A 21,774-nucleotide genomic window follows, 5' to 3' on the forward strand; every position below is an offset into this window, starting at 1 on the left:
GGTTTTTGTAATAGCTTCATCAAAATTATTCTACAACAATTTTGCGAACATAACTTTTTTCCGGAGTTTCCAATAGGACAAAATACAATCCAGTTGGAACAATTCCTTCCAGATTAAAGGGAATTGTATATGCTGTTTGTTGTTCATCACTATATTGGTAGATCAAACTGTTATTTGCTATGCTAAATAATTTAACGTCTACAGGAGTTTCTTTGTCAAAAGATAACTCGATTGTAAAGTTCCCTTTGGTAGGGTTTGGATACATCAAGTATTGTTGCAATCCACTTTGATTTTCATCATCTCGATCAAAAACAGCTTCTCTAACTGTAATTGTTTTAGAAAAGAATGTCTCACAATCTCCAATAGTTGTTCTTAAAGTGATGATATATTCACCTTCTTCTGAGAACATGATTTCTGCATAGCGGTCCGTAATATCAACTTGTTGTGCAGCTTCTGGAAGAATCCATTCCAAGGTATCTGGAAGAGGATTACTAACATCGACAATAATAAAGCTTTCATTGACGAATAAGTCTGTAGAAACCAAGAATTCTGCAGATATTTCATTCTCTAATGCTATAATTTCTATCGTATCGATACTTATACATCCAAGTGAAGTCGTTACAGAAACAGTATAACTTCCACTTTCGGATAAGGTTACTTCTGATGAAGTAGCTGTAAATCCGTTGTCTCCTGTCCAGGAATAAGTTGCGCCAGGATCAGAAATAGCAGCATCGACCGTATAGGACTGCCCAAGGCATAAGGTTTTGTCAGGGCCAAGATCTATGATCAACTCATCAGGATCAATAAGCTCAAAATCTTGAATTATAGAACATCCTTTACTATCAAAAATCTCTACAGAATATGATCCTGATGAAAGTCCTGATAGGTCTTCTGTATTAGCTCCATTATCCCAGAAGAAAGTATATGGAGGTGTTCCACCTGTTGGTGTTATATCAATAGTTCCATCATTTCCATTAAAACAAGTTGGATCATTAGTTACAAAACTATTAGTGAGCGGTTCTGGAGGTGTTAGCGTAATCGTTGCACTTTGACTACATCCTCTACTATCCTGTACTGTTACTACATAAGTTCCTGGAAGTACATCTACTAAATTAGGAGCGGTTCCATTTCCTCCATCCCATAAATAGCTATAAGGAGCGGTACCTCCGGTAACACTGCTCTCAATATTCCAATCATTGCCATCACCACATAATATAAAGTCAGCAGATAAACTAATTAGAAGTTCATCAGGTTCAGTAACTATTATATTTGGACTTTGAACAGTATTATTATTAGCATCTGTAACAATAACATAGTAAGTTCCTGCTCCAATATTGTCTAAAAGCGCATCAGTTCCGATAACTGTATTGTTACCTTCTTCAAACCATTGATATGTATAGGTTCCGATTCCTCCTGTTGCTATTGCTCTAATACTTCCATTTGTATCCGAATTACATAATATTACATTTACGATATCGGTAGTTACCAATAACTGATCAGGTTGATTCAATGTAAAGCTTTGAGAAGTCTGACATCCTAATGCATCAGTTACTGCGATAGTATATGTTCCTGCACCAATATTGGTAAGTACGGAAGAAGTTTCATTAAGGATTCCATTCGTATCATTCCATTGGTAGGTATATGGTGGTGTTCCACCAGCAATTGTGGTAGCAATACTTCCATTCGTTAATCCAAAACCTGTCGGATCAGTCAATACTACTGAATCCAGAATAAGCTGATCAGGTTGATTTAGTCGTATGGATAATACACCAATATTTCCATTATCTTCATAAAAACATCCATTACTATCCTGTAATTGCACTTGGTAAATTCCATCAGCAAGATTCGTAATTTGAGTAGTCATTCCATTATCAAAAGGAATCCAATTGCTATAAACCCCGTTTATTAGTCTATATCTATAGGAGTAACTATTATTTCCTCCAGAAGCGGTAATGGTAATACTACCATCAGATCCGCCAAAACAATCGGGAGCATCTCCAACAAGATTTCCGGTTACAGGCAACGGTTGAGTTACATTAAATATGGCACTTTGTTCGCTAACTCCTTCAGCATTGCTTACAATAATGTAATAAGAACCAGCGCCAATTCCATTTAATATATTACTATTTCCGATTTCTGTATTATTAGTAGCATCAAACCATTGATAGGTGTTTCCTCCGACACCACCAGTCGTAATAACCTCTAATATTCCGTCACTTCCGCCAAAACAACTAACGGCTTGTGTTTGAGTTATCTCTACTAATAATTCTCCTGGATTTGCAAGATTATAAGTATCTGTAATTGTACATCCATCCGCATCTGTAATAAGGATATTATAAACACCCTCTGATTGGTTGGATAGTGTACTAGTAATTGAAGTTGTATTAGACTCTAACTGCACTATTGCGGCATTATTATCAGTCCATTGGTAGGTGAAAGGAGCAACACCACCAGTGATAGTGATAGAGATACTACCATCATTAGTTCCGGTTCCAGAAGGTCTTATTATTGCAGTATTTATAATATCGTACACTACCGGTTGACCTACGTTGATTATTTGACTGTCTACAGAACAAGTATTCTCATCGGTAACAGTTACTTGATATGCTCCTTCTGGTATTCCGTCTAAAATATTAGTAGTGGATCCTAAAGTATTCCATCGATAAGAATAAGCACCTGTTCCACCTGCAACAGTGATTTCAATGCTTCCATCACTACCATTATAACAGCTTACATCAGTTACTACAATATTTGTTACTTCTAGTAAATCAGGTTGCGTTAAGTCTATATTTGGCACTTCCGTTTGGTTTAAATTCGCATCCGTAACCACCACTCTATATTGACCTGTAGGAATTGGTCCTGTATTACTAGTTGTACTTATTACAGTATCAGTGCTATCAAACCATTCATAAGAATAAGGGGTTACTCCCCCAGTAACAATAGCGAATAATTCTCCATTTTCACCGAAACAAGCAATAGAAGTTTCATCTATAGTAACTAAAAGAGGATCTGGTTCGCCAACGATGTATTCTATTGGTCCAAGAATACAATTATTAGTATCTGTAAGTGTTAGGAAATAGCTTCCAGCTTCTACATTGTTTAGTATGTTGCTATTGGTTCCGATAGGAGTATTCGTATTATCAGTCCAATTATAGGTATATGCAGGAGTTCCGCCATTTGCTACAACTTCAATACTTCCATTACTAAGTCCATTTCCTGAGGCATCAGTGATTGTAAAATCAGCAATATTTAACCCAACAAGAGGTTCTGTGATCGTAACACTTAGTGTCGTCTCACAAAGATTAGCATCTCTAATGGTAAGATCATATGTTCCGATACTAAGCCCAGAAATATCTTCAGTATTAGCTCCGTTACTCCAGAAAAAGCTATATGCTCCAGTACCACCAGTAACCGTTATATCGATACTTGCATCATTTCCACCATTACAAGAAACATTTTCAGAAGTAAAGGACGCTTCTAATAAAGGAGGGTTTACAATCGTTGTAGTTTCTGAAGTTTGATTTCCGTTGGCATCTATAATTTCAATGATATAGGTTCCCTCTCCTAAGTTAGTAATGGTGCTAGTAGTGGATAAATCAGTAGTTGGATTGAGTGTATTGTACCATCTATAATTATAAGGAGTTACACCACCTGCTACGGTTGCTGTTAAGGATACTGTAGTATCTCCAAAACATTGCAAAGGGTTATCCAATTGTATATTTGTGATTTCTAAAAGGTCTGGTTGATCTACAAAATAATCTTGGATTAAGATACAATTGTTATCATCTATAATGGTAACTTCATAGGTGTTTGAAGCAAGATTTTCAATAAGACTAGCATTTCCTATTACAGTTGTATTTCCTTGTACACGCCATTCATAAGTATAAGGGCTTGTACCTCCAGAAACGGTAATATCAATACTTCCATTACTAGTTTCAAAACCAGAAAGCTCTTGAATAGTTTCATTTGTAATTTCTAAAGGCGCTGCAGGTTGCTCAATGTTAATGGTAGTAGAGGAAAGTATACAGTCATTAGCATCTGTAACGATTACTGAATAATCTCCAGTTAGAAGCCCTGAAATATCTTCGGAAGTTTCTCCGTTAGACCAGAGGTATGTATAAGGAGTTGTACCTCCAGAAACGGTAATATCGATAGCACCTGTTGCATCACCAAAGCAGTTTATTTCAGTTTCAGCAATACTTATTCCTAATGGATCTGGTTGGTCAACATAAAATTCATCAAAAGTCATTGCTCCATTAGGATCACCTATCTCTACTCGATAATTTCCTTCATCTACTCCCATTAATAATGCTGTTGTATCTGCTAAAGGATCGAAAATACCAGAGCCTACAAAAGTTTCTTTAAACCAATTATACGTATATGGAGTGTTTCCTCCAGATACAGTTGCCAACAGACGAGCATTATCATCACCATTACATTTCAAATCGCTACTTGGTGTTTCATAAGCTATAGTTACCAATAATTCATCTGGCTCTGAAACAGTAAAAGTTTGACTTGCTGTACAACCACTGTTATCAGAAGTGCTACCAAAACGATTATCTCGTACAGTAACTGTATAGGTTCCGGCAAATAAGTTAGATATATCTTTATCTGTACTAGAAAATCCATTTGGACCTGTCCAGCTATAGGTATATCCACTATTTCCACCTGTTGGGTTGATTGTAATGGCTCCTGTATTTTGACCAAAAATAGTAACATCAGTTTCTGTTCCGGGAATCGTAATCGGATTAGTTGGCCCGGTTACCGTTTCGGTAAATACAGAAGATTCACAATTATTAGCATCTTTTACGATGATTTCGTAAGTGTTTGCAGCTAAATTGGTAAATATAAAGGTATCGGTATTGTTTGTTTGATACGTACTTCCGTTATCGATAGAATATTCTAAAACGCCTGTTCCACCCGTTGCATTGATCGTTAGTGTTCCATCATTGCCACCAAAACAATTCACTTCTGTTGGGATTACCGAAGTAATAACTACGGGATCTGGTATATTTACATTTACTGCTGCGGAAGTGACAGAAGCACCAGTTCCATCATTTACAATAACTACATAATTTCCATCTGTAAGTCCGTTAATAGTTTGATTTGTGCCAATGCTATTGGTTAGGTTATTTTGGTTGTACCAATTATATGAATAATTATTATCTCCTCCAGTCGGGTTCGCAGTGAATCCAGCAGTATCCGTATCGCAAAAAACTTCTTCTCCAGGTGTTATGGTAATGGTTACATCTAGTTCGTTCAGTGTATAATTTTCAACTGCAGGACATCCATTAGCATCTCTAACGGTTACGCTATAATTTCCATCAGCTAAGTTACTAATAGATGAAGTAGTTGCACCGGTATTCCATAGATAGGTATAGCCGCCACCAGTTCCTCCTTGACCCTGAACCGAAATACTACCATCAGCGTTTCCAGATGTTGGACTGGCAACACTTAGTGTATTTACACTTACCTCAGTTGTGGGTTCTCCTACTGTGATTATGCGATCTACAGTAGGATTGATAACCGTACATGAATTACTATCGGTAAGGGTTAAAGTATAGGTTCCTTCTGCTAAATTATCAATACTATATCCTAAACTATTGTTGGGAATGTTACTAATCACTCTATTAAATCCGGCATCACCGCTTTTCGTCATACTGATTTCATAAACTCCTGTTCCTCCAATGATATCTAATTCAATGCTACCATTAGCTTCTCCTCTACAAAGCGCATCAATAGGATTGATATTTTGGATTTGAAAAGGATCAGGTTCTTGTATGGTAAGAGTGATAGATTCAATAACCACATCAGGATTGGAATTGTTACGATTATCAGTAAGTCGTACTTTATAATCACCTCCACTTAATCCAGTGACAGAAAAGGTAGCTGTCGTAAGGTTGGAGGTATCTAGTTGATCACCTGTGGTTGTAAAAGTACCGGAACCATTGTCTTTTAGGAGTTCAAATCTATAGTCTGGTAGACCACCAGATGCAGTAATTGAAATCGCTCCGGTTGTATTTCCATTACAATCTACAGAGGTAATGCTAGCCGGATAATTAAATAGTAACTGATTAGGTTCTGTAACTATAAAACTTCTAGAGGTACTGCAGCCTTCAGGGTTATCTCTAACAGTAAGTGTATACGTTCCTGCTCGTAGACCAGATATATTTTGTTGGCTAGATGAAAATCCGTTGGGTCCTGTCCAGCTGTAGGTGAGTGGCGGAGTGGTTCCTCCAGAAACACCAGGAGAAATACTACCATTAGTTCCTCCAAATTGGGTAACATTTACAGGTGGTGTATTGGCAATGGTGATTGCTGTAGCTGCGTTGATGGTTTCAGAAATTGAGGTGTTTCCACCGGAAGTTGCATCACAATCATTGTTATCCTTTACTCTTATTGAATACGTTCCTGCTCCTCTTGCGAGTGTAATGCTATTTCCGCTAAAAGTTGTAAAACTACTACCATTAATACTATACTTATATGGGGGTGTTCCGCCATTTACTCCACTAATTGTTATACTTCCATTATTTGATGTTCCCTGACCTGAAACGCAGGAAGGACTGTTTGATGATGTATTAAATGTAACAGCAGTTGGCGTTCCTATGGTAAATTCATAGTAAGGAGAATCAGAACCTACTTGACTACCATTGAAAATAGATTGATACTTAACTCTATAGCGCCCTGGTGCTAAATCATTAGGCCAAGTATATTCTAAACTAGCATTTAGATCTCCAGGATTAATAGAGACCAATGGAGTCTGCTGAATCCATTGATTACCAACTTCTAGTTTATCCAAAGGAGCAGAAATATATTCTTGCGAACCAATATCTCTGTCAAACGTCATTCTAAATCTTCCGTTTGTATCTCCACTACAGATTGGATTGATTGGTTCAGGGTTTGGACTTATATTAGGATCTAATTCTGGAGAACAAGGGATCAGATTATATTCAATAACATCAGAATCCATTGTAATAGATTGAAACAATCCAGTACTTATGGATATTACTCCTCTAAAGTATAATTTCCCAGTATAAGATGGTGGAATATTTAAAGTTGTAAGATCTAATTGTGCTGTATTATTGGTTGATAGAGTGGTAACTGATGTGTTTTCATAGTTTACTCCATCCAGACTATAATGCCACCCAACTACTTGTTCTGAAACACAGGTATTGGAAGTTAACGAGATGGTTTCTTTTCGACATACAACATCATCTGTTGGTTGCACTAAAACATTATTTGAAAATACTGTAACCGAGGTACAGTTAACAGGGTAATTATTACATTCTACACCAGTAATCGATATTTCCTCATCTGTATAATAACAGTTGAATAAATCTAAATAGCTGGTACGCCAAGAAACGACAACTCTGGTTGGTACGACGTCAAATACCTCCCAATCTTTATTACCACCAAATTCAATGCTAGGAATAGTTCTGGTTTGTGTACCACTATCTACTAATAGGGTATTTCCTCTATATACTCTATATCTCATTGTTTCAATCCCTCCATTATAAAAAGAACCAGGACCTCCACCTGGACGAGAAAATCGAAAAGTATATTTGGTTTGTGCCTGTAAAGAGCCAGTTACAAAAACAATGAAAAACAATATTATTCTCAGCATACTTAACTAATATTTTATTACGATTTTTTTTGATTTGGAATATGTTCCATCAAAAAACACTGCCCTAATGATATATTTGTATGAAGAGTTGATAGTTAAGCCTGTGTCGCTAAACCTTTTTGTACCAGCAGGAAGTACTTTGTATAGAGAAGAGGGTTGTTCATTGACAGCTCTGAATAATTCAAAACTCGATACCTCTGCTTCTTTATATCGCCAACTTAATAAAATGGTTTTGTCAAAGGTGTTTACATTTCCATAAAAGCCTTTTACCGCTGGTTTTAATGTAGTTTTTGGGATCAATACAGAAATAGGAGGCGATGGTTGAGATTCTAAGCCACTGATATCTCTCGCCAAAATAGTATAACTATAGTATTTCCCTTCTTCTACTTGTTTGTCTGCAAAAGTAGTTTTTTTATTCGTATCACTACTATGTATAAATTGCCAGTTACTATCGTCTTTAGCCTTTCTATAGATATAGTGTGCTTCTACATCATCACTAGAGCTATTAGCCCATTCGAGTTGTACTACTCCATTCTCAATAGAGTAGGACGTAAAAACGGGAGAAGTTGGAGGAATTATATCTGGTTTTTTTAAGGTTAATACTTCCGAAGGTTTGGACATATTGTACCTTTTGTCTACTGCTATTAGTTGATAATAAACTTTAGAGTTTAAGTTATCTACTTTTATTGTGTCTTTGAAGGTAAAATTTACATGAGGAGACTGCGTTAATTGAGAAAATTCTTCATTTTTTTGATTTCCTCTATATATACGATATCCCATTAAATCTTCTTCGGTATTTGGCGTCCATTTTAATTGTACTATTCCTGTACTATCTATAACTCCCTCCAGACCAACAGGTCTTTTAGGAGGGATTGAATCTATAGGTTGTACCAACATCGAAAAAGAATCTCTCTGGTTGTTTTCTTTCCCTATTGCTGTAATCTTGAAATAGTTGGTAGCTCTAAGTTTATTATAGGAAACTTTTCTAGTGTTAGGAGATATTTCTGTAATAACAGGTTTGTATCCTCCTTGATCAGAATCTGCTCTTTTTAGTGTAAATCCTGTAATATCCTTATTTCCTTCTTCAGGGAAATCCCAAGTTAGTTCCACCTCATTTTCTGATTTGAGATTTTTTGAAATTAAGTGAGGGACATATTTTAATACCTTTTTACCTTCTCCGTTAACAATATTTGAATAGGGACCAAATTCGCCAAATGATGTCACTCCTTTTATTCTATAATAGTAGTTGAGATTATTTGTAATTGAATCCAGATATAAAGTTCTGGAATCTTTTTTTGATGCTTCCTTATTGACAGATGAGTAAGGCACATCATTTAGTTTTTTATAAAAATTCCCATCTTCTGATCTTTCTATGATGTAACTATTATAGGTGTTTTTTAGAATTTTGGAGTTCCAACTTAACAGAGTGGCTCCATCTTGAAAAATTCCTACAAAATCTACTGGTTCTGGTAATGGTTCATAATCTAATATCCCAATGAATACACCACCTTCTTTAGTTTTTAATTCAGTTTCGGGAATATTGGCGATTACTTTGTATAAATATTTTTCATTAGGTTGTATAGTGGTATCTATATATCCCAATCCGGCTTTTTTAGCGATTTCAAAGTCTTGATCAGCAGCATATAAGGCAAAAACAAATCTTTGTTGTTGTTCTTCGGCTCGATTAATGATAGAAGCCATTCCTCCTCCTCCTTCAACAGAAAAGCTTTCACCATATAATGCTTGCGCCATAACTGCTCCATTATCGCTAGTTTCAGCGATACCTTTCCAATCCGATACGGGAAGTGGTTTAAAATTCTGACCAATAATTATTTTTTCTGGTTTAGTTAATGTTTTTCTATTTCTTGAAACTGTATAACGTTCCAATGTATATCCATATCGATTTCCTTTACGCCAGGATACAGGAGTATTTAAAGTCCATCTGAGTAAAATTCGATCTTCTTGCGCTCTTGCAATAACTCTTACTTCTGGCACTTCTTCTTTTGTTTGCGCAAAAGAGAGTTTTGGTGTAAAAAACGAAAAGAGTATAAGGAGAAATATAATCCTTGAGAATGAACATCCCCCTAAGCCTACTTCGACATAGCTCAGCACATGCCTTCGAAGGGGGAATCTACTTATTATTACTGTAATTAATTTTTGATTCATTTTTATATTTTTCAACTTTTTGTCTTGATCTGGACTTCGACAGGCTCAGTCTGACATTTTGTTTCTAGTTTTTTAGCTTTTTTGTCACCCTGAGCCTGTCGAAGGGCTAATTTGGATTTACGTATTTAAAATTAGCTGAGGTTCCTTGAATACCTCCAGGTAATACATATTTATATATGGCTTCGTAATTACCAGGTTTAATGTAAGGGAATACACCGTTTATTAAATAATCATATTCTGCAATTTGATTTTGAAATGCCTCAGGATTTCGTGTAAAAGCGTTTACTACTTTATATCGAATATCGACAAAGTCATTTTTGTAATATATTGGTAAATTATAAGTATGTGGTAATCGTTCATTCAAATAATCAATATTTACATTTTGTGATAAGTATGTTTGATACCAAGTCAACTGATCCATTCCTTTCGATGGAGGTATCCCAAGTATCGAAGGGTCTCTATCAATCGTAAAGTCAGAACGTTTAGGGTAGTCTTGGTATATTAAAGGATATATTTCATTTCGGTAATATTCATCATTTAAGTTAGCTTCTACTATCATAAGTGGAGTATTTTCAGAATATTTGGTACCAACCAATTCTGTTAAATCAAATGATTCACTATTATTGACTACTGCTTTTAGCTTGTGTACATCTGCATAAATAATTTCACGTAAAGGTTCAGTTACCTTTTTATTATTCATTTTTTCCTTGAAACTGTTATGCGCACTTGTATTGAAGTCGTATGATAGTGCTTCAATAGTATCCGGATTTGTTGTTAACCCTTCAATATTCACACTTTTGGTCTCCACAGTATTATTTCCATCATCAAAGTCAGTAGTGGAATAATTTTCTGATGTTGAGCTGTTAGTTGCATTCGGTGGTAGTGTAAGAATCCTTAGCTGATACTCTTTTGAATTTAGAAGATCAGGTAATGGAATTATTACTTTCTTTTCTCCTGCATTATATGAGATTGATGTTTGTAAGGTTTGATCGAAATCATCAGTAAAAAATACCTTTTGAGACCATCCAGGTTGTAAATCAAATAAATAAGATTGTCCTCTTTTTAATTTTATATATCCATTATTGTATTCTTTCGGAAAGAAATACTTTTGGTTAATCACTGGATATGTGTATACAATATTATTTTCTGGAATATGATCAGGAGCTTCTCCCGTTGTAAATGTTACATCTTCAACTTCTTTAAGAGGTTGTCCATTATGAGTAATTCCAGCCCAAGTACCATTTATCTTTTCTTCAAAAGTTACAGATACATGCAATTTCATTTTCGTATTGGATGGTAATATTTCTTCTGAAGTAAAACTTAATAAGTCCTTATTTTCATTAAGATTCTTAGTACCTATTATTTCTTCTCCATTTTCTTTCTTGAGATAGAACTCATCTAATTTAAATCGGTAAGTACTTATTTCTCCAGTGTCATTTTCAAGTTGAAAGGGTTCTTCAATTTGCATATTAAATGCTACTTGAGGTACAGCAAATACATCGATATCCGTGTTTTCATCTCGGGGTTTTATATCCGCAATAATTTTAAAATCATTTAATGGTGCTCCTTGACTTATAATATCACATTCTTCTCCAAATTGAAGTTCAAATCTAAATCTTCCTTTGATAAGCCCTCCGAGTAAATTAAAATATCCACCGATATATCCTCTTAACCATACAGGGTTTGGAAGTTTTGCTTGGACTAAAGTGGCAGCACCCGCTTCAATAATTGGAATTTTTTTTCTAATACCAAAAAATTTGATTTTAATTCCAAGTGAACCTTGTAGGTATACATATGCTTGTCCGTTTGCATACCATCCATTAACTCCGATTTGCCCACTTCCTCTACAAATAGTTTCTCCATAATCTTTGACCATAATATCAAATCCAAAACCAGCATTAAATCGGGCATAGAAAATTAAGAATGTCATATCTCCTGTATCAAAATCGAATTTAGAACCAAATGCGATACCACGACCACCAGCAATGGCATTTTCATCACGCATATAATCGAGTTCTTCAAGTTCTAAACCTAGAATTTGTGCTACTTTTTGATCTGGTGGAGGGGAAGGGTGTAGATAATCTCCCATCATAAAATAACTTTTAGATGTAAGTGCGATACTTCCAATCCCCACTTTTAATCCAACAGGGTCTCGTGGAGTCCCCACGTGGATATACCATTCTCCTGGACCAAAATGCACTACAGCCCAACCAGCACGTCCACCGTTACCTACTCCTTGAAATAATCCACCTAAGAGATCAATATAGAGTTCAAATGTTCCATGAAAAGTATTACGAACAAAATCAAATTCAATGGCTACATATGCATTTAGTCCTTTTTGTCCTTCCATAGTTGCTGGATAGATAGCTTTGGAAGCTTCCATAAGATCCGCTTGCTTCAGTTCATTTTCAGCGGCATCGGGCATTTGAGATTCGTTTTCTACAATACCTTCAAAGTTTTCGGTGATTTCAGAACCTGCGTCATTCCATTCGGGTTCCTGCATCAAGTGAGCTTCACCATATAAGCTCATTCTATTAATTCCACCACTACTATTAAATGCTATTTCAAAACCAAAACCACCATTAACAAGTGTTTCACCTCCTGCAACAGAAAATAACATCATTGCTTTTACTCCAAGCCCAGAATCTCGATCCGGCACATAATTTGCTCCAGAAGACCCTAACCCAAGATTTGAACTAAATCCATCTTTTTTCATTCGATAGTAGGCTCCACCACCGAAACCAGTAATCGCAAGGCCAGTTGGAACTACTATATTAAGGCCTTTTACTAATCCATCTATATACCAATATCTGAAATCTGTTTTTCCAAAAGTAGCACTGATGGTAACTACAATTCCACCTTTGAATTCTGCAGTAACCATGCCTGCGAAACCATCCCCATAAACGGGATCATCTTCTCTGAATTCTACAAAACCTTCTATTTTGAATCCAATGTCGGCTTCGATCTCAACTCTGCGGAGTTTGATTCGTTTAAATTTCCATTTTTCAAAACCTTCTCCTTGATTTAAATTTCCTTCTATGGATAAACTTGCGTTTCCAGCGAAACCTCCGCTATCCATTAGATTAATAGCTATTGTAAAATCCAAAGCAGCTACTGTATTTTCGGCGCGTATGCCTATATCTGAAATGGTAGCCGGAAAATTTCCAACTTTTACTTCACCAGTATATCCTGCATGTCCAATTTTGATAATCGGACTGACTGTTTGTAGCTGAAAATCTTGAAAAGTAATTCCTTCAAAATCAGCAGTAGCTGTGGCAGAAGAAGATCCATTATTAGAACCTTTGATTGCCATATTTCCATGTAATACAGCTTTGGGTCTAAACTTCCCTTCCGTAAGCCGCAGTTCCACAAAACTATTTTTGGTAAGTGTGGCTTTTGCTTTAAAAATATCAAAGGCTATTGTATGAGCCGGACTGGCATTGAGTACATATTCTTCGTTAACTGGGTCGATTAATGCATTGTATACCAAAACGGTTGTACTATTCGATTGATAATCCAAACCGATAAGTTCGCTCTGTTCATTTCCATCTTCATCAATCGTTATTTCGGTATGTGTACCTGAAACTGTTTCTGTGGTTACAGGTAATACAATTGCACCTCCAAAGCCAGCTCCAGCAAGGCTACCAGCTACAAAATTAACTTGTAATCGATCTACAGAAATTTGCCACCCATCCGCGTTTCCTTGATTAATTGGTAGTATGTTTTCTCCTTTGAAATTACCAGAAACACCATTGTTATCAATCAATAATTTTTCTGCTCCAAAACTAATCCGTTCATTACTGCCTTTTCTTTGAAACTGTTCTGGTAGTACTACCGTTACAGATTGCACATATACTCCTCGCCATAGATCTTCTTCTCCAGAAATTAAATAGGTTTGCTGATAATCTTTAGGCCATTGCATATTCGGTGAATTCCTAAGATCACTAAAATCAAAAATGGCAGTATTTAATTCGAAAATGGTATTTTTTAAAGAGGGCACCTGGAATCTAGGCATATCAATTTCTACTAAAATATCGTTCCAATCACTTGCTACCAACTCGAAGCTAGTGGTTACCTTTTTTAGTCTATTGGTGCCAGGAATAGGTGTGTTATCAACTTTGTTGTTTGCATTAACCGGTAATAATTTATTTCGTGAAAACTCTACATCTACAGCTAATCCTAATTCTTTAAAACCATCACAATCTATAGTTACATAGGTTTTCTTACTTAAATCACCGGTTCCAAGATCACCACCTTTTAAGACCATCATAATCTCTTTCCCTTGGAAAGGTATTCCGACATCCCCAAGTAATACCAGATCTGCTTCCCCAAACAATCCTCCTTTATGGGATAGTTTTACACCTTGCGCACCAAAAAATAATTGACGCCGTTTACCGGTATCATCTACTTGTGGTAGCATTAATCGAACAAAGACTTCTAGCTCAGAATATTCTTTACCAATTTTAATCTGGCTTACTCCCATGATGAAATCAGAATTACCTACTTTTTTCTTGATTCCAATGGGTAAGGTTACAGGTTGCTGACCTGTTAAGTATTCTTTTAGTGACTCCAGAAACTTATCACCTTCAATGAGTTCATCGATAACAGCTTCTGCTTTTCCTCTTAGGTTATTGATGGTACTATCGCTTTCGAAACGATCGTATAATTCATTTTGCCAGAAGTCTTGCCCTTCAGAACTTTTGATCAGGGTTTGTATATCTTTTTCGATTTTGATATCCAAATCTGCAAAAGAACGGTTCATCATCATGGCTGGCAAAGGTGCAGGAGCTACTTCTTCTGAAGTACTTTTTTTATCCTCACCGTCTTCCGTACTTGCCAGGGAAGGAAATATGGAGAGTAGTAATAACAATAGTAGGTAATATTGCTTCATATTTTGGGTTTTATATTTTGGAATTCGCCAAATCATTTCGTTGATAATTCTCAAAATTTCTTTGGGTCATTCTATATTCTTTTTTCTTCCGTCTTTAAAAGAGTTATTTCTTTTATTAGTTATGTTTGGTTTTTAGACCATTTGTTACTATCTATAGTTGTTTTTTTAAAGGTTCTAATGATATTATTTTTTTAACTAGTGGTTTGAATAATAAATACCAAAACTGACCAAACTAATAGAGTCATTATTGTTAATACCATTCTTCTAAAGCGAATAGAATCAGGTTTTAAACTGCATTGTTCTGGGTCATTTTTAACCACCTTTATTTTTATTGTATCACCAACTTTTGCGTTTATAATATTTTTTTTTATTCGCTCCTTTTTAATGAATGTTTTTTTATTCAACGTATATTCTAGCATAACTTTTACTGCTTTTTTTTGACCTTCAAAGGCTTTGGTTGAAGGCCTTTGAAAAACCTCATATTCTTCGATTTCTTTAATAGTAGCTTCGACTAAAATCGATCGATACTTAAAAATGAAGTATTTATAACTCTCATAAACCATAAGAGCTAATAGCAATATTTCTATAATTATTAAGTATGCTGACATTATTTAAGTATTCTGATTTTTTAATTTGTTTTTAATAAATAAAAAATTCGTTCAGATGAATATGTTTGCACGAACTTTCCGAAAAAATCTTTTGTTTTTCTAATTATCCAATCAATATCGTATTCGTTTATCTCACTTTCATTTAAATAATCTTTAGGTGCTACAGGAATTTTTGTTGCAATATCTCGGATAACACTTCTTCTAATTAAATCATCTACCGCTGACAATGTTTTTAAATTGGGAGAAAGTTCTTTTAACACTTCAAAAGATTTAATTATTTGAATTCTTTTTTTTCTAAACTCTTCATAATTCGAAATTCCAATTTCCTTTAGTTCATTATTACCCATCCTAAATGAGGATCGAACTTTATTAAGGATTTTCAACTCTTCTATTATGTAGTCCTTTAGAAATTCAAAAAGAGGATCAATAATTTTATGAACCATTAACTCGTAATTTGAGCCATCTATATCGTATTTCGTAATATCATCAACAATATTTTTCATCTTGTATTTATTGTTTTGTGAAAATAACTTCATATCCATATACCCCATCTTCTGCTTCAGTAAGCTTTTTAATTTCCTTTACTTTGCTGAAGTCTCTCGATTTAGAATACCTACCAGTAACTGTTTCAAAAACAGCTTTAGATTCTTCCATTGTTTCCAAAGCTTCCTCAAACTTTATCAAATTTATTGATTTATTATCCGGCAAATCAGGATAGAGATTAGCATTTCTTACCCATAATGCCTTTAATCCATTAACGTCGGATTTACCAAAATGGAATAGGGCCATATCAAAAGCATCTTCGGTAATGCCTTTAATTTTTTCATTATTCATTTTTGTAGGTTTTTTAATATTACCTACTAAGAAACCATCTTCTGTCATTGCGATTTTTCCAAAGACATCTTTACTATTTGCATTTGGTCCAGAATTATATTTAAAACTAAATGTTAATTCATCAGGATATCCTGTGCTTAAATCTTGGTTTGATGGTGATTTTTGCATGAAAAATGTACCATCATTTCTATTATATGTTAGTAAGGCATTTTCATTTTTAACAAATAATTTCGATTTTTCGGCAAAACTTAAGTTTTCAGCTGAGTTAGCCAATTTAAACCCAATCTCATCACCATTTCTTAAAATATCATCACCATCATATTTTCCAACTACATCTCCATTTTCGATGAATTTTTTCTTCTCCAGAGTTTTGTCAATAATTCTTGCTACTTCTTGTCCTTTTCCATTGGCATCTACTATAGTAACTTTTACATCGCCCTTTTTGATTCCACTAAATTTTACAGGTAAAGAAGAATCAAAAATTTCGTCAACTTCTTTTAGGCCATTAATGATTTTTTGTCGACTTGCTTGACTGCCTTCATTTAATAAGCTATTAATACCTTCAAATGATGATTTTCCTCCATATTCAAATCTAGAGTGTACTTGTTTTAAAATTCTTAAGTTATCAGGTTTAGCCCTAATAACAGGGGACTTACTTAACGCTCCCCAAGCAGATAGTAACTCGATATCATTGAAATCAATTCCTATACCAGTTAAATCTTTAAAATCATCTCCAAGTCTCGAAATATCGCTAATCCCATTCTCATCTACCTTCCCGGATATAGTTTCTAGCTTATTAAGAAGATTTCCATCTTCTAAGTTGTTAATCCAATTTTTTAAATCTGCATATTTTTGATTATCTCCTAATTTTTCTAGGATGTTATTTTTGAGTAAATCCTTAAAGTTTCCTGTTCCTGAATAAAGTTTTCTTGAAAATTCTAGTTCTTCTTGAATTAAATCTGGAATTTCATTTTCTAATTGATTTACAGTTTTTCTTAAATCATTAGACATTGCTTTAATTTGCTCTTCTGCAAGCTCAGCTGATGCCTCTCTTAAGGATTGTTCGAAAACATCAAAAAATTCATCTTCTCCATATGTTTTAATGGCAGCATACCCTCTAGCTAACTGTTTTTTTGTAGCGGCAGCTGTAAGTCCGGTAACGTCTGCGGCTGATTTGGCTAGGAAAATATAGCCTATACCATCCCATCCGGATTTTAGGTAATCTTTAAATTCTTCGTTATCCGTTTTATCATCAAAATTGTCATAAAGTACTCGTACGGCATCATTTGAAAAAGTATAAGTTAAATCCGCAATTGCCCAATAAGCAATTTGACCAGTGGCTCTAGCTGCAGCAACTTCCCCAAAACTTAAAACAGTTCCCGCTATTACAATTGTGTTAATTCCCCAGTTTTCAAATGATTGAGTGCTTTTCTTTTCCTGTAGATATGGAAGAAAAACGGCTGGAACTTTTATTGCTTTACCACACCATTGAACATTAGGGTTGCCACACATAAATGATGGTAAGATATTCGTGCTTTCTAAGATAGTAAGTGTTACAAAATCGTTAAATGGATGTAAAGGGTAATTGTCATATAAATATTCGTTACATCCATTTTCAACACTTTCCCCATTTCTAGAAACAGTGTATCTTTTTTGTAGACACTCTCCTGTGACAAAAACCTGTTTGCCTTCAAAGTCAAATTCATAATCATTGTCAGATACAACATAATTCAGGATAAAACTTTCGTTTCTTGCTCCCCATTCTAAAGTAATTTTTGAAGGATTTTCAGAATAAGTCTCTAAAGAAAGTTTAGTGAATCTTAATATGAGTTCGGAAAAATTATCCTTACCAAAATAATCGTCTAATTTCTTAAAAAGGTTTTCATATAAGTATTTATCTCCAACTTTGTAATTTTCACTTAGCAAACCTTCAAGAAATAATCTCGATTGATCCGTTTCACCTCTGTCATTATTTACAGATTTGATAACTTTTAGCGCAAGTGCTTCAATATTATAATTTAAACCAAACCAATAACCTCCAACAAATCCTTTCGTCATTATTTTAAGCATACTAAGTTTCTCTACCGCACTTAGTGTTTCCAGTTGATTTAAAGAAAGGTTATATGCTACTCTAAGAAGAGCTTCTTTATCTGTACTTGTTTGTACAATTGTTTTTGCTTCTAGATAGTATTCGATATATCTGTTATATGAGTCATAAAAAGCTTTATATGCTTCATAATCATTTGGCCACATACCTTCACTATAGAATTGTTTTTGCCAGTCTAGAAGGTTTTTGTAGCCATTTTTGGAAAATTCTTCAAAAAAGGTTGTATCCACATTTGGATCACAAATAAGTTTAGAAACTTTTAATACAATTTCTCGTATGTTTTCATCATTTATATCCGCATGGAGGCTATAGAATTTTTCTCCTTCAGAACATAAATCACAGGCTTCGGGAGAATTAATGGTTGGCCCAATTGGACTTAAACCATTGGTATATTCAGTATTAACAATAAGGTCATCATTTCCTCCACTATTCCATTCCGTTGGATGGGCATTATTTGGATGAGCTTTAGAATAGATATCTATACCGCAAGATTCCGAGGTCTTTTTTAATTTACCAAGATAAACTGTAACTTGTTGAGATAGATCTCTTGATAAAATGTCTTGATATACTCTTTCGTTCCAATTATTTTTATTTCCAGTTTCTTTAAGGTATCCTGCGAATTTGGATTCACCATTTTTAACTCTTTTAGCACCAACGTATCGTTCTTCTTTTCCATTTTTGGTAATTGTAAATGCGAATAAAGAACCTTTATTGATAAAGGTAACATCTTTAGCCGTAGACGGAATCGAAATTATTTTGCCAGTAGGAGAAACAAATGAAATACTAGATCCAGAGAAGTTTTCAAGATGAGAACTAAATAATTCTGGAACAACGTTATAACCTACTAAGTATTGATAACTTGCGTATTCCCCATCCTCATCACCTTGGAACCAGTAGATCTGAATACCTGGTGCATGCATTTTTTCCCAATCCATATGAGATAAGCGCACTCCAGTACCATAATCCATCAAGAGATTTGTTATTCCGGTAGTATTATATTTTTTAAACGGATGCTCTAATCCAAATACGCCATGCCCCAATTCGTGGGCTGCAGTTCGGCCTTTATCATCTCCGGCAAAGACAAAACCAAATTGTCGTTTTAGTGGCATAAACCCTTCAGTACCTGAATCAGAAGGAGGAATATCCGTAACAAATAAATAATAAGTGTCACGTTGATATCCTGGTAACGTCTTAAACTGGCTAATCCATGCTTTTTCACCTTTGGTATATTGCGATAGTAAACTACTATCGCCAACATCTAAAGTGGTATCTGATACAGATAATGGTGATGCAGAAGTAACATTAAATCGAACGCCAGCTGGATTGTAAATTTCATTGATACGCTCACCGATGCCAGATAAACTAGCACCATTAACCGAGATTAATTTTACATTGATGGTAGCTACATCCTGATTGGCCAAATGCCATAGATTCGCTGTACCAGCTACTGTGTACTTATCAGTAGAATCTTTTGGTCTTACAGTAGCTATGATTTGTTGTTTAGCAAAATCAAAAGCTTTTTTAAGGGATAAGGTAGCGGTTGTACTATCACTGTCCCAATTGGCTTGTACTTTGGTTCCTTCTTTGGTTTTAAAAATAATATCAGATGCACTGTAATCACTTGTTCCAAATGACACTTCTGCCGTTAAGAAATCTGTTGGACGATTAGGTAACGCTGCTATCGCTTTATAGGGTATGTAATACTCGCCACCACCAGAGATAGGTACTTTATCATATTGATTGGCGATAGAACCTCCTGCATTTTCAGGTACGGTATCAAAACTATAATATCCCTTGGTATTGTTAAAAGTAACGGTAACATCACTCGCTGTAATTTCATTAACACCACTGTTATTTACACCATCGGTATTTCCGGAAGTAGCGGGTCCTCCTTCTGCTTGTTCTCCTTGTGATATATCACCATCGGCATCTACACGCCACTCTTCACCGGTACTATCAACAAATATGATATCATTTCCACCATCGAAGGTGTCAGGAATAGGACCATCAGTACTAATGATTATAATATCACCATTTTCATCGATTTGAACATCTACAATATCTACATCGACGTCTATAACTTGAATATCTCCATCATCTCCAAGAATAACATCCACAACTGCATCTCCATCTATGATACTTCCCCAATTAGGATCATAGGTAGTGATTACAAAACCGTCTACCAATTTCATATCGGTATTGATTTTGATATTCTGGAATTTCACAGGAATACGAACTGTTGCCAACCAAGGTGTGCTGATATATCCTTCTCCTGTAAAAGAAGTGGCACCAGAAACTTCTTTTACGTACACGGGAAAGTCACCTGCAGTAAAAACATCATTCACAAAAAGTTCTGTAAGTAGTTCCTGATTCGAAAGATCTACAGGATCTGGCTGAATACCACAAGAGGCGTACTCTGCTAATTCTTCACTAAGTGTTCTAAAGGTATCAACTGGTGATTCTCCAAAACTATTCTGAGTACAGTTTCCGATAACTCGATACTCATAAACGGTGTCTGCTTTAAATTCGTCTATGGTCACATAATCTCTAGGTGTAGTTTTACTATACCAACGATTACTACCTGCTTCTCTATATTTTATCGTATAATCTAAATGATCTGGATGCCCAATCCAGCTAATAGTGGCATTGGTCATACTTACATCCTGAACTTGGATATTTGTGGGCAATTCACAACTAGCTTGGTAATCGAACCAAAAGATTTCACTATTTCCATTATTATTAAATACTGAAACTTCTTCGCCATTATTGGTAGCAAATGCTCTTACCCGCCAAGCATATCGTTTACCTGCTAATAACAAAGGCTGAATAGGTCCGTATAGCAAGGAGGTATTGGTCGTAACTTCCTGGTATAATGGTGGCGATGCTACAAAAATAGCTTGTGGATCAATATAAGGATCCCAAACTTCTACAATACTAAATTCATAAGAGACATTCGGTACGTTGATGTGTCTTGGTGTCCATTGAAAAATAATATTCGTTGGATTTTGTTCACTTATTTTGGCTTCGTTATCAGGTTTGTTTAAAAATGGGGGATCGTTATTAATCAGAAAAATGGAAGCACAATTTTTTGAAGACAATCGATTACCGGTAAATGCATCAAATACTTCAAAACAAAACCTGTAGGATCCATCAGGTAGTGGACTATTATACTGTACTGAAGATATGCCTTGTAAATTCTGTTGTTCGAAATAAGGGGCTAATTCTGTTATGGTTAAGTTTAGAGGAATACCACCATCTAGAATCAAGGTTGGCGCTCCGATGACTACTGGCGCACTAGTTGCATTGATTCCGTTACCTTCTATAGAAACTGCTAATCGAATTTCTCTGCTGGATGCAGTAACATCGCTTAGTACTAATTGAACTCTTAAAGGGCTATTTACAATTCCTGAATTAGCATATCCTGACAAATTGGTAGGATAAGGAGGAATTGCTTGTGAAGTAACACGGACAGGAAAAGTTTGTGCTAAGACAAAATTTAGCTGTAATAGTGCTATTAGTATCAATAATAATTTCTTCATACGCG

6 protein-coding genes are annotated in these 21,774 nt (G+C 35.2%); all 6 read right to left on the minus strand.

All coding sequences use genetic code 11. The annotated features are described in order from the left end of the window. Window positions 1-25: 25 nt before the first annotated feature. The 6 genes from GBO31_RS09965 to GBO31_RS09990 all read right to left on the minus strand — a co-directional run bounded on the left by GBO31_RS09965 (window position 26) and on the right by GBO31_RS09990 (window position 21,769). On the minus strand, window positions 26-7,624 hold the full coding sequence (locus GBO31_RS09965; protein WP_219008187.1) for a T9SS type A sorting domain-containing protein: 7,599 nt from the start codon (window positions 7,622-7,624) through the stop codon (window positions 26-28). Between the two features lie 6 nt (window positions 7,625-7,630). Next, window positions 7,631-9,619 carry a hypothetical protein gene (locus GBO31_RS09970; protein WP_219008188.1) on the minus strand — a complete coding sequence of 663 codons (1,989 nt, stop codon included), beginning with the start codon at window positions 9,617-9,619 and terminating at the stop codon, window positions 7,631-7,633. 277 nt (window positions 9,620-9,896) lie between these two features. After that, on the minus strand, window positions 9,897-14,681 hold the full coding sequence (locus GBO31_RS09975) for a hypothetical protein (RefSeq protein WP_219008189.1): 4,785 nt from the start codon (window positions 14,679-14,681) through the stop codon (window positions 9,897-9,899). A gap of 191 nt (window positions 14,682-14,872) precedes the next feature. Further along, on the minus strand, window positions 14,873-15,289 hold the full coding sequence (locus tag GBO31_RS09980; protein WP_219008190.1) for a hypothetical protein: 417 nt from the start codon (window positions 15,287-15,289) through the stop codon (window positions 14,873-14,875). A 20-nt stretch (window positions 15,290-15,309) separates the two neighbouring features. Then, on the minus strand, window positions 15,310-15,792 hold the full coding sequence (locus GBO31_RS09985) for a hypothetical protein (protein WP_219008191.1): 483 nt from the start codon (window positions 15,790-15,792) through the stop codon (window positions 15,310-15,312). A 7-nt stretch (window positions 15,793-15,799) separates the two neighbouring features. Beyond that, window positions 15,800-21,769, minus strand: a complete 5,970-nt coding sequence (locus GBO31_RS09990) for a fibronectin type III domain-containing protein (RefSeq protein ID WP_219008192.1) — start codon at window positions 21,767-21,769, stop codon at window positions 15,800-15,802. Between the last annotated feature and the right edge of the window lie 5 nt (window positions 21,770-21,774).

This window comes from Aquimarina litoralis, assembly GCF_019295435.1.
Lineage (GTDB): Bacteria > Bacteroidota > Bacteroidia > Flavobacteriales > Flavobacteriaceae > Aquimarina > Aquimarina litoralis_A.

Excerpts from the sequence above, each read along its gene's own strand:
- GBO31_RS09965 (WP_219008187.1), bottom strand. The coding sequence starts at position 7,624 with ATGCTGAGAATAATATTGTTTTTCATTGTTTTTGTAACTGGCTCTTTA.
- GBO31_RS09980 (WP_219008190.1), bottom strand. The coding sequence starts at position 15,289 with ATGTCAGCATACTTAATAATTATAGAAATATTGCTATTAGCTCTTATG.
- GBO31_RS09975 (WP_219008189.1), bottom strand. The coding sequence starts at position 14,681 with ATGAAGCAATATTACCTACTATTGTTATTACTACTCTCCATATTTCCT.
- GBO31_RS09985 (WP_219008191.1), bottom strand. The coding sequence starts at position 15,792 with ATGAAAAATATTGTTGATGATATTACGAAATACGATATAGATGGCTCA.
- GBO31_RS09990 (WP_219008192.1), bottom strand. The coding sequence starts at position 21,769 with ATGAAGAAATTATTATTGATACTAATAGCACTATTACAGCTAAATTTT.